Here is a 10,601-nt window from a genome sequence, read left to right on the forward strand (position 1 = left end):
CCGCACCGCGGCCCCGTCCGGCCCCCGGCCCCCGCCGGGCGGGAGGAGCCCTCGATCCGGCTCACCAAGGGCGAGGAGAGTCTGCCGGTCGACATGCGCAAGCGCCTGTCGCTGCGCAAGCAGCAGATCGCCGTCAGCCTGACCAAGCACGGTCTGCCCCGGCTGACCGCACGCGTCATCCTCGTGCTCGACGCGTCCGGATCGATGGGCGGCCTCTACACGCGAGGCACCATGGCCGGTGTCACCGAGCGGATGGCGGCCGTCGCGGCCCAGCTCGACGACGACGGGGAGATGCAGGCCTGGACGTTCGCCAGCAATCCCGCCCGGCTGCCCGACCTCGTGGTGGGTGAACTGCCCGAATGGCTCGCGCTGCACGTGCGCGTCGGCCAGGTCGGCCTCTTCGGCCGCAAGAAGCCGCCGAGAGGTCTGCGTCCGGGGCAGGTCGACATGCGCGCGGTCGGGATCCAGAACGAGGAGCAGAAGGTCATCGCCGAAGTGCGCGCCTTCGTGCGTGACCATCCGGTGCCCGACCCGACCCTGGTCCTGTTCTTCTCGGACGGAGGCGTATACCGCAACGACGAGATCGAGCGGGAGTTGCGTGCGGCGGTGGAGGAGCCGGTCTTCTGGCAGTTCATCGGCCTCGGCCGGTCGCAGTACGGGGTGCTGGAACGCTTCGACACCTTGCCCGGCCGGCGGGTCGACAACGTCGGCTTCTTCGCCGCGGACGACATCGAGACGGTCCCTGACGCGGAGCTGTACGACCGGCTCCTGTCGGAGTTCCCGTCCTGGCTGAGGACTGTCCGGCAGCTCGGCATCCTGCGCTGACCGTCCGCCGGCACGCTGCCCGCGCGCGGTGAAGGGCGGGGCCGGGCTGCCCCGCCCTTCACACCGGCCGTTCGGTTACGGGGTCACGGCGGTGCCGCCGAACGTCACGACGAGGTGGCCGTCCGCGGCGAACGACCAGTCCAGGGCTCCGTCGTACGAGGAGCAGCGGGAGCCGTTCGATCCGGCCCAGAACTGGTTCGAACTGTCGGCGTCGCCGACCGTCTTGTCGTTCGAGCCGCTGCCGCTGCGGCAGGAGGTGTTGTTGCGGTAGACGGAAGTGCCCTTGTCGAAGGAGAAGTTGCGCTCCTCGTTGTCGATGGCGACGTTGTCCGACACCTTCATCGAGCCGGGGTTGCTGTTGTACGTGAATCCGTGATGGCCGTTGTCGTAGGCGATGTTGCGGCGTACGACGTGGTCGACCTCGATGTCGTCGCCGCCCAGCTTGAAGCCGTTGCGGTCACCGTCGGCGTTCACGGTCCCGTCCGAGAGGGTGCCGTTGCTGTAGGAGAGGGAGTCCTCGATGGTCACCGGCCCGATGGGGCCGGTCTCGTTCTTGGTGTAGAGGTCCCAGCCGTCGTCGATGTTGTTGTGGGACACCGTGTAGCGGAAGACGTTCCCGGGGCCGGAAGTGAGCTTGGAGGCGAAGCCGTCGGCGTCCTCGCCGTCGGAGTCGGCGTTGTCGTGCGACTCCGAGCTCAGGATGAGGTTGTCGGCGGGCCACTCGTCTCCCGGGGTGGTCGAGGCGATCCGTGAGATCTGCAGCCCGGAGTCGTGGTTGAAGCGTGTCACGACGCGTTCGACGATGTTGTTGCTGCCGCCGACGAAGATCCCGTTGTCACCGGCGTGCTCGACGACGATGCCGTTGATGTGCCAGAAGTCGCCGTTCACGGCGAGCCCGCGGTTGGCCGGGTCCTCGCTCATCGCCGCGAAGTTCAGCACCGGGCTCTCACCCGGGTAGGCGGCCAGGGTGGTGCGGGCACTCGACGAACCGTCGTTGCCCGGCGGGATGGTGACCGTCTGTGCGTAGTGGTACGTTCCGCCGCGCAGGTAGACCGTGCCGCCGGAGTCGACTCGGCTGATGGCGGAGGCCAGTGTCGTCGGGTCCGCCTCTGTTCCGGCTGCGCCGTCGGTGCCGTCCGGCGCCACGTAGAGGGCGGTGGCGTCCAGCGTCGCGGAGGCGACCTGCGCGTCGCCGGCGGCGCCGAGCCCCGGCAGGCAGGACCCTCCGCCCACGTTGGTGCTCGCGCAGGCCGCGGGCGATGCTCCGGACCGGTTCGGGGTGGGCGCAGCCTGAGCGGTCGCGCCGCTCACGGCGGCCAGTGAGCCGGCCAGCAGGCTGACGCATGCGATGACGGGTTTGATCTGCATCGTTCGACTCCAGGTGGGGTTGGTTCGTTCGACGATTTGCTGTGGCGCATCCGTGCGGCTGCGGGGTCCGCCTCTGGGTGGGGCGGCGGACCGGGCGACCGCGCTGCCGGCTCGGCGATGTCGGTACGGGCGCGGCCGTGGCCACATCCGGGGAGAAACGTGAGTGCCCCTTCTGTCGAGGCCTCGGTCATGACACCGTGTCTGTTCGAGTCCGTGAACGGGGTCTCACGGAGAGGAACCTGTATCGCGGCGTGCAAGCGCTTTCCATGGACACTAAAGGCCAATCATGTTCACGTCAATGGACATGTATCTGAAACATAATCATGACTGTGAACCATCTATCGAGCCCGAACAGCGCGGGCCATCCCGGCGGTCACGCCGGCCACCGCGCGTCAGGAACCCCGGCGCCCCTGGCGGCCACGTCGATGAAGCGCGTCAGACGCCCTCGGCCGCCTCACGCATTTCACCGTCGGGGGCGAGGACTCCCAGCCCGAACAGGTCGATGACCTGATTGATCAAGGCATCGGCTCGCGAGGCGTCGAGGTAGTTGTCGACGAACATCTGGGAGAGGCCGTAGACGAGGGCCTGAGCGGCGATTCTGATCATCTCGGCATCGCCTTGCCGGAGCTCGCCGCGCCGCTGTCCGGCCACGACCAGTTCGGTGATGCCGTCGACGAACACCCGATGCCCCTCCTCCATCGCGGGCGTACGGTGCGCGCCGAAGACGCCGCCGCGCAGCAGGGCGAACCTGTGCGGATGAGCCAGGGCGTAGTGAACGAACGCGGCACCCAGCGCCCGGAACGGCAGCGCGTCCGCCGATTCCACCGCAGCCATCTGGGCCGCGCCGAAGTCCATGGCCACAGCCTCGCCGACCGCCGCGAGAAGGGCGGCCCGGTCGGGGTAGTGCCGGAACGGCGCCGAAGGAGAGACGCCCGCCCTGCGCGCCACCTCCCGGACCGTCACCGCCTCGGCGCCACCCTCGTCCAGCAGCTCGACGGCGTGCGCGACGAGTGTCTCCGGCAAGGAACCGTGGTGGTAGGGCCGTCCGGCCGCCCGGGTGTACATACGGGCAGTCGTACCACACCTTGACACCCGGACCGCAGGCGGATGTAATCATCGCTCACATGAATGTGTTCACTGATCACATTGGAGTGTTCATGGATCTTCAGCACGGCGGCCGGGCGCGGGAGACCGGCGCCGAACTCCTGCCGAGCCAGGCCGGCGTCCCGGAAGGTCCGGTCGGCACCCTCTACCGCAACGGTGCGGGAAGCGATCTCTCCGACTGCCTCATCGACGGAGACGGCCTGGCCAGTTCCGTGGCCTTCGCCCGGGCAGGCCGGTACGCGTCCGTTCCCGTCCCGGAGCAGGCCGCGCACGAAGTCGCCGGCATTCTTCGTGTTCACCTCGCACACTGAGTCGCATCTGCCGTATTCCTATGAGTGACATACCAAGTACCCGGTCTTCGAACCGGAGTTGGGCGTGCCGACAATGAACCGGAACCATATCCCCCTGGCCGCGGCGGCGGTCGCATCAGCGGCTGTCGTGCTGACCGGATGCGGCAGCGACGTACCGGCGCTGGAGTTCGGGTCGGCGAAGCCGTCCGGCGCCCGGCTCGACGCGCAGCCCCTTCAGGGAAGTTCGGTCCCTGTGGCGCAGTGGCCTGACGCGTGCGAGGCCCTGAGTGACGAGGAGATCCTCGCGATCCTGCCGCAGGCGGAGGACTTCGAGCGTGAACCCATCAAGGTCACCGTCCTCAACTTCAACCCGCTCACGGAGTCGGAGCCGGGGACCACGGGCGACGTCCCGAAGGGGGGCTGCAAGACCGAGTTCGGCCTGCCGGCCGAGTACGGGAGTGAGCACAACAGCAACGTACGCATCGTGTTCCAGAGCGTCGCCGACCCCGCGCTCGTGGCGAAGGGTTACGCGAAGGACCAGGAGTACGCGGCGAAGAACGGCGGCCAGGACCCCGAGAAGTACCGGGACCTCGGCGCCTCGCTCGGACCGACGGGGTGCTTCCTCGAGGACGACGACCAACTGGTCTGCCACCAGGGTCCGTACGAGTTCGAGGTGAGCGGATCCTCGACCGCGGACGGTGTCGGGGAGTACCCGGAGGCCGACAAGAACTGGCGCGAAAAGGTCCTGACCGAGGTGGTCCGGACCCTGAGCGCCCGTATGGCCGGGCGGGCATGACATCGAACGGGCGCCCTGCTCCCGCCCGCGGGGCACCCGTTCGACGCACCGGGTCCGGACGCGAACGGGCCTGGGCCGGCAGGGACGTCCTACCGGCCGGCCGCTCCCTCCGCCGGGGTCCCCTCCGCGGCCTGCGCCCTGGTGCGGGCCGCCTCCTCGTCAGGGAGCCTCCGCGGTCTCCACCCGGGTGCGGGCCGCCTCCTCCGTCAGGGAGCCTCCGCGGTCTCCACCCGGGTGCAGGTGACCACCCGGATCCGGCCGTCCGCGCGTTCGTCGGGGAACGTCAGCAGCACCTTTCCCTCGGTGCGGCCGACCCGCATCCGGCGATAGCCGATGTCCTGGTCGTCGGTCAGTCCGCCCGACACGGTGTAGGCGCCTGCCAGCGCTTTCTCGACGTCGTCGGGCACGCCCTCGATGGCGTGCGGGCGGCGTCCGGACATCGTCACCGACAGGCGGCCGGAGTCGAGCGCCCACGTACCTTCCTCCGACCAGGGGCTGTCCGCGCCACCCCCCGTCATGAGCCAGTTCCCTTCCTTCGACACCGCGATGCGGGCGCCGGCTCCGTTCTCCGCCTCGAACTCCCAACTGCCCTCGAGAAACGCGCCCAGCGTCCGGAACCTGACGTCGGTCGAGCCCCCGTCACCCGAGCAGGCGGAGACCGCGGCAGCCACGAATCCCGCCATCGCGTACCGCAGCACGGTCCGGCGCCCCATCAGCCGGATGATGTCCCTGGTCTCCACGGGCTCTTCCCCTCCCCCGCTCGCCGTGTGCCAGAAGACGCGACGTGTACGAGTCACACCATCGCGGCAGCGTGAACGCCCAGCCAAGAGGGCGGCACGGTGTGGCCGGATCCCGTCCGCCCGCCGTGCCCGGGTTCTCGATCACGCACCGCCCGGACTCGGCCCTCGGCCAGGTCGGGGAGGGCTATTGGGCAGGCCTCGTACTCCGCTTCATTCGGAGCCCGCCGTCCGCGCATCCCGCTCCGCCGCCTCGGCGACGCGTTTGATGTGTGCCAGCCGCGTGTCCCAGTCCGCCGCCAGGGAGGCCATCCACCGCGCCGTGGCGTCGAGCGCCGCAGGCCGTACCGCGTACCGCACCTCGCGTCCGACCCGGGTGCCGGAGACCAGCCCGGCGGCATCCAGGACGGCCAGGTGCTTGACCACCGCCTGCCGTGAGACGGGAAGCCGTTCGGCCAGGATGGTCGCGGTGGCCTCACCCCGTGCCGCGAGCAGATCGAGCAACTGGCGGCGCGTCGGATCGGCGAGGGCGCCGAGGACGTGACTGACGGCCTCGGCGGCGCCGGTACGTTCTTCCGTCATGGGGCGGGCTGTTCGGCACGCGTCCTGAGCGCGTCGAGCTCCATGGGCCAGCCTCCGGTGTGGTCCTTCAGGTTCTGGGTGCGCAGTTCCTCGGATCCCGCCAGCGCCGCGAACCCGCTCTCGACGACGCGCAGCCGCGTCCGCTCGCCCTCCTGGGCCAGGGTGAACTCCACGAGGGTGCTGTTGTCCTCACGCAGTTCCTCGCCCGGGAACGCACTGGTCCAGCGGTACGCCAGATACGTCGGCGGCATGACCTTCTCGACGCGCACCGGGAATTCGCCGTGCTCCGGGTGCTTCGCCACCAGCAGTTCACCTTCCCTTGCCACGGTGCCCGGCAGGCTCGCCTTGTCGGCCACCCAGAAACCGGGCTGGGCCACCAGCGACCAGACGCGCTCCAGGGACGCCTCGATCAGGGTTTCGCGTTCGATCCGGTCCTCGCTCATGGGGTGACTTCCTTTCCCGTCGCCATTGAACTTGCAACTCCAGGGTTGCACAACACACTCCCACGCGCAACCCACACGTTGCACTACACGGGTGTCGTCACCCGTTGGGACCTGACCCTGCGACTGGTGCGGGAAGCCGACCGCGCCTCCGCGTCCGAGCTCTCCCGGCGCCCGGGCGTGTCGGAGATGGCCGTGCGCAGGGATCCTTGCCCTGGAGACCCAGTCCCTGCTGGGGCGCGTTCACTGTGGAGCCGTGGCGACGCGGTGCCGGAGCGAGGACGCCGGATTCACGGCGCGCGCCGTGGCAGGCCGCTGCCAAGGATCGCCGGCGCTGCGGACGCCGGAGTCCTTGGCCGGCGAGACGAAGACCATCATGCTGCTCCAGCGGACCGCCCCCGACGGCCCGTTCCGCCGGCCGGGCCCTCTCCCCCACGAGAACGAGAACGGACCGCCGCGCGGCAGCCGCCACCGGGCCTCGTACCATCCGCAGCCGACGACGTCCGGCGGTCAGAGGCCGGCGAGCAGGCCGTCGAGCGGGGCGGGTACGTGGCCGGGGTCGAGTGCCTCGACGAGGACGCGGCCGTAGTGGATCTTGCGCCCCTTCTTCGTACCGAGAAAGCGCCGCACGCGCTGCTGGGGGGTACGGCTGCGCTGGGCGGGCTGGTGCAGGAAGGTCCGGAAAGCGCGCCCGTCGCCCTCGACCTGGATGAGCTCCTCCACACGCGTCACGCCCAGGGCGCGGATGAGCTCGTCCTCCAGGTCCGCCGCGCAGACGAAGAACTCCTCCTGTGCGGCATCCGCGCGCTCCAGACCACGCGTGTAGTAGGGCCGTTCGGCCTCGTCGCACAGCCCCGTGAGCCGAAGGCCCAGTCCCGGCGGCCCGAGCAGGCGGGCGAAGCGTCCGACGCTCATGGCCCCGCCCATCGGCAGGACGCAGATCCCCTCGGCCGCCAGGTTCCGGCCGCGGCTCGCCGCCAGGGCGTTCACCGCCGCGGAGTCGCTCGGGCCCTCCAGCAGGACGGCTGCCCGGACCGGCAGCCGCGCGGCGAGTTCACGCGCGGGCTCACCGGGCCCGCCGGCCGCCCACGCGATGACGGATTCCCGGAACAGTTCCATGTCGGCCACGGAACGAGTCTCCGCGTTTCCCTGCTTCGGCGGTAGTGAATTTCCGCCGCCGTCCGGCCGCCCGTGAAGGATGGCGTGCATGACCCATGTAATCGAAGTTCCGGCTCCCGACGACGCCGCATCCCTGGGAGCCCTGCAGTTGACGGTCTGGTTGCAGACGTACCCCAACGAGGAGGCGGGCGTCGATGAGGCCTGGATACGCGAGCACCGCGGCTCCTCAGCGAGCGCGGAGGGCATCGCCCGGTGGCGGGAGTTCATCGAAACGGCCGGCCGACGGCCGGACCTGCTGTTCTGCCGTGCGGTCCGCTCCGGGACGGAGATCGTCGGCTTCCTGTGCGGTCGCCGGGACGAGGTAGTGACGCTCGGACCGATGTATCTGCTGGAGCAGGCGCGGGGCCACGGAGCCGGGGGCCGGCTGATGGGAGAGTTCCTCGCCTGGGCCGAAGGCGCGCCCATCTTCCTGTGGGTCACCGAGTACAACGAGCGGGCGGTCCGCTTCTACGAGATGTACGGATTCGAGGCCACGGGCGAGCGCGAGCTCTGGCGGGGCCGGCTGCCGAACGTACGCATGGCCCGTGCCTGCACGCCCAGCGTCGAACGCGGCCACGGCGGATCATCCGATATCTGACCGCCGGGCTCCGAGCTGCGGCCCGGCAGGCGCTGCTGCCGTCCCGTGCGCATCCGGACGCGGAGCCGCGCCCTCATGGCAGAACCGGCGTCGGAGGGCGGCCCCGCTACACCGTGCTGACGTCACCCGGCGCGCAGACAGGGCGCAATGCGTACCTCAGCGCCCTCGCGTGGAGGCGGTCGAGGTGACGGCGGTGGCTTACACCCGCCTCGGCGGCAATAAGGTCCGCATCGCAGGAAGGGGCCGTTCGTACGGAGGCCGAGGCGCCGATCGCACGCACCATCTCGACGTTGATCCGGTTGATCTCTTCGCGCACCTGTGTGAGATCCGGGCGGGATGTCGGCGCCTCGGAGGGATCGGCGTTCCAGCGCTTGCGCATCGCGCGCTGCACAAGCTTGTTCGCCTCGATCTGCTGCCGGAGGAACCGTACGGTCTCCTGCGGGTCGGCCCCCTGCTCGCGCGCCAGCCGGGCCACCGTGTCGAGGACCTGCTGCTCGCGGGCCGGATCGTCGACAGGCGCGCCGGTCCCCCACTTGGCGGAGGCGACGACGTCCGCCGTGGCCAGTCGGCGGGCCGAGAGATCGACGAGCAGACGGAGCCGGTCGTATCCGCTGTGGCTCGCTCCGGAAGCGGGCGGCGGCTGCGAGGGCGCGGCTGCCGCGTGCGTGCCCGGCAGGAGGGCGACGACGGCGACCGCGCCGGCGGTCAGCAGGCGCAGGGGGTGAGCGGTCAGCTGCATGGGGTGATCGTACGGTCACTCGCCGCACCGCAAGCCGCGCGTCGGTCAACCGGCCCGCCCCCGTCCGTCAGTGTCCGCCGTCGGAGGACAGGTGTTCGCCGATGACCGCACTCAGGGCCGTCGGCTCTCGGCCGATCAGGCCGGCCAGAGCCGGGTCGACAGCGGCGAACTCGCCCGCGCGGGCGGCTTCGAATATGCCCAGCAACCGGCCGGCCGCCTCGGCCGGCACACCGTTGCCCAGCAGTTGGTCGCGGAACAGCTCGTCGGAGGCGGTGGTCCTCGTGATGGTGCGGCCCGTTGCGGCGGTGGCGATGGCGGCGACATCGTCGAAGGTGAGTGACTGCGCGGAGGTGAGCGGGGGCGTGGGGCCTTCGAACCTGCCCTCGTTGGCAAGGACGGCGGCGGCCGCATCGGCGAGGTCGGCGTGTGCGGTCCAGCTGACCGGGCCGTCCTCGGGAAGGACCAGGCTGCCGGAAGCGGCGGCGTGGCCGAGGAACTGCACCGCGGCCGACGCGTGGAAGCCGTTACGCAGCGCCGTATAGGGCACGCCCGCCTTGCTGAGCGCCTGCTCGGTGGCGGCGTGGTCGCGACAGGCCTGGAAGTGCGACGCGGGGTCGGCGCCCATGTGGCTGGTGTAGAGGATGCGGCGGGCCCCCGCGGCGGCGGCCGCGTCGATCGCGGTCCGGTGGAGTCGTACGGCCTCCTCGCCCATGAGGTCGACGGACACGATGAGGACCTGGGTGGCGCCTTCGAAGGCGTGGGCGAGGCCGGCCGCTTCGTCGAAACTGCCTTGCCGCACACGGACGCCCTGACCGGCGAATGCCTGTGCCTTCTGCGGGTCCCGGACACTGACGCCGATCCGGTCCGCCGGCACGCGTACCAGCAGCCTCTCGACGATCCGACGTCCGAGCTGTCCTGTGGCTCCGGTCACGATGATCATGGTGCACTCCATAGCTAGTTCCAGTGGAATCATTTTCACGATAACACTGATACTAACGACGGAACCAGCATCGCTGTATCGTCGATACATGCCACCACCTCCACGCAGCACCACGGGCACCGGCACCGAGACCGACATCGCGGCGCAAGGGCGCGAACAGCCGCGGCAGCGGGTCATCGAGGCCGCCGCCGACCTGCTGGCACGGGAGGGTCGCGACGCGGTCACCACCCGGGCCGTCGCGCTCGCGGCGGGCCTTCAGCCGCCGGCCATCTACCGCCTGTTCGGCGACAAGGACGGGCTTCTCGAAGCAGTGGCGGAGTACGGCTTCGCCCGGTTCCTCGCGGCCAAGCGCGTCGACCCCGCTCCGTCGGACCCCATCGAGGACCTGCGGGCCGGCTGGGATCTGGCGGTCGAGTTCGGGCTCGCCAACCCGGCCCTGTACTCGCTGATGTACAGCGAGCCGACACAGCCGGCGTCGGCCGCCTTCAAGGCGGGGATGGAGGTCCTGAGGGGCCGGATCCGGCGGCTGGCCGCCGGCGGCTGGCTGCGCGTGGGCGAGGAGCTCGCGGCGATGATCATCCACGCCACGGCGCGCGGCGCGGTACTCACCTGGCTGTCCGTGCCGGAGGACCGGCGCGACCCGGCGCTGCTGACCGCGCTGCGGGAATCCATGGTCGCCGCCGTGACCAATCAGGAACCCGCCGTGCAGAGTGCGGGCCCGGCCGGCGCCGCACGCGCCCTGCGTGCGGCACTTCCCGAACAGACGGCCCTCAGCCCCTCGGAGCAGCAGCTCCTGAGGGAGTGGCTGGACCGCCTCGCCTCCGACGACCGCAGCACCTGACGGGCAGGCCGCCGCGCATGCGGCACCTGCCACCGGCCGGCCGGGGCGGCGACCGGCCCGTCCCGACACCACCGGCATGTGGCCGATCAGGCCGTCAGCGGTCCCGGCCGTCGGTGACGTGTTCACCCCGGCCGGGCCCCGGCCCCGTCGGTGACGTGTTCACCCCGGCCGGGGTGAACACGT

The 10,601-nt window shown here is 70.6% G+C and carries 13 protein-coding genes; 5 read left to right on the forward strand and 8 right to left on the reverse strand.

Annotation, left to right across the window (positions count from 1 at the left end; all coding sequences use genetic code 11):
* The coding region (locus tag JGS39_RS30100; RefSeq protein WP_219572863.1) for a vWA domain-containing protein at nucleotides 1-825 on the forward strand (825 nt) is incomplete at its 5' end.
* A gap of 75 nt (nucleotides 826-900) precedes the next feature.
* Here the strand turns inward: JGS39_RS30100 and JGS39_RS30105 are convergent.
* Both JGS39_RS30105 and JGS39_RS30110 read right to left on the reverse strand, forming a co-directional pair.
* A complete protein-coding gene (locus JGS39_RS30105) occupies nucleotides 901-2,193 on the reverse strand; it encodes a right-handed parallel beta-helix repeat-containing protein (RefSeq protein ID WP_219572864.1) in 1,293 nt (430 codons plus the stop codon).
* 435 nt (nucleotides 2,194-2,628) lie between these two features.
* Nucleotides 2,629-3,258, reverse strand: coding sequence for a TetR/AcrR family transcriptional regulator (locus JGS39_RS30110; protein WP_219572865.1), 630 nt, complete (start codon nucleotides 3,256-3,258; stop codon nucleotides 2,629-2,631).
* 92 nt (nucleotides 3,259-3,350) lie between these two features.
* Here JGS39_RS30110 and JGS39_RS30115 point away from each other — a divergent pair, with 92 nt between their 5' ends.
* The gene (locus JGS39_RS30115; protein ID WP_219572866.1) at nucleotides 3,351-3,608 is read left to right on the forward strand and encodes a hypothetical protein; all 258 of its coding nucleotides are present in this window, start codon (nucleotides 3,351-3,353) and stop codon (nucleotides 3,606-3,608) included.
* Nucleotides 3,609-3,681: 73 nt separating this feature from the next.
* Nucleotides 3,682-4,383: a hypothetical protein gene (locus JGS39_RS30120; RefSeq protein ID WP_219572867.1), complete on the forward strand. Its 702-nt coding sequence runs from the start codon at nucleotides 3,682-3,684 to the stop codon at nucleotides 4,381-4,383.
* Between the two features lie 206 nt (nucleotides 4,384-4,589).
* On the opposite strand, the gene JGS39_RS30125 is transcribed toward JGS39_RS30120, so the two are convergent.
* The 4 genes from JGS39_RS30125 to JGS39_RS30140 form a co-directional block, all read right to left on the reverse strand.
* Entirely contained in the window at nucleotides 4,590-5,123 is a 534-nt protein-coding gene (locus JGS39_RS30125) for a hypothetical protein (RefSeq protein WP_219572868.1), read from the reverse strand.
* Nucleotides 5,124-5,333: 210 nt separating this feature from the next.
* A complete protein-coding gene (locus tag JGS39_RS30130; protein WP_219572869.1) occupies nucleotides 5,334-5,702 on the reverse strand; it encodes an ArsR/SmtB family transcription factor in 369 nt (122 codons plus the stop codon).
* Nucleotides 5,699-6,145, reverse strand: coding sequence for an SRPBCC domain-containing protein (locus tag JGS39_RS30135; RefSeq protein WP_219572870.1), 447 nt, complete (start codon nucleotides 6,143-6,145; stop codon nucleotides 5,699-5,701). Before JGS39_RS30135 ends, JGS39_RS30130 begins: the two co-directional genes overlap by 4 nt.
* A 507-nt stretch (nucleotides 6,146-6,652) precedes the next feature.
* Nucleotides 6,653-7,270, reverse strand: a complete 618-nt coding sequence (locus JGS39_RS30140) for a TOPRIM nucleotidyl transferase/hydrolase domain-containing protein (protein WP_219572871.1) — start codon at nucleotides 7,268-7,270, stop codon at nucleotides 6,653-6,655.
* 79 nt (nucleotides 7,271-7,349) lie between these two features.
* Here JGS39_RS30140 and JGS39_RS30145 point away from each other — a divergent pair, with 79 nt between their 5' ends.
* The gene (locus tag JGS39_RS30145; RefSeq protein ID WP_219572872.1) at nucleotides 7,350-7,898 is read left to right on the forward strand and encodes a GNAT family N-acetyltransferase; all 549 of its coding nucleotides are present in this window, start codon (nucleotides 7,350-7,352) and stop codon (nucleotides 7,896-7,898) included.
* Nucleotides 7,899-8,004: 106 nt separating this feature from the next.
* Here JGS39_RS30145 and JGS39_RS30150 read toward each other — a convergent pair whose 3' ends face one another.
* Together JGS39_RS30150 and JGS39_RS30155 are read right to left on the reverse strand one after the other, a co-directional pair.
* Nucleotides 8,005-8,637 (reverse strand): chorismate mutase, encoded by a 633-nt coding sequence (locus JGS39_RS30150; RefSeq protein WP_219572873.1) that lies wholly within the window; start codon nucleotides 8,635-8,637, stop codon nucleotides 8,005-8,007.
* Nucleotides 8,638-8,704: 67 nt separating this feature from the next.
* Nucleotides 8,705-9,577 carry an NmrA family NAD(P)-binding protein gene (locus JGS39_RS30155; RefSeq protein ID WP_219572874.1) on the reverse strand — a complete coding sequence of 291 codons (873 nt, stop codon included), beginning with the start codon at nucleotides 9,575-9,577 and terminating at the stop codon, nucleotides 8,705-8,707.
* An 88-nt stretch (nucleotides 9,578-9,665) separates the two neighbouring features.
* Between JGS39_RS30155 and JGS39_RS30160 the strand changes: the two genes are divergently transcribed.
* On the forward strand, nucleotides 9,666-10,418 hold the full coding sequence (locus tag JGS39_RS30160) for a TetR/AcrR family transcriptional regulator (protein ID WP_219572875.1): 753 nt from the start codon (nucleotides 9,666-9,668) through the stop codon (nucleotides 10,416-10,418).
* The last annotated feature ends 183 nt before the right edge of the window (nucleotides 10,419-10,601 follow it).

It is taken from the genome of Streptomyces poriferorum, from assembly GCF_019399235.1.
GTDB lineage: Bacteria > Actinomycetota > Actinomycetes > Streptomycetales > Streptomycetaceae > Streptomyces > Streptomyces poriferorum.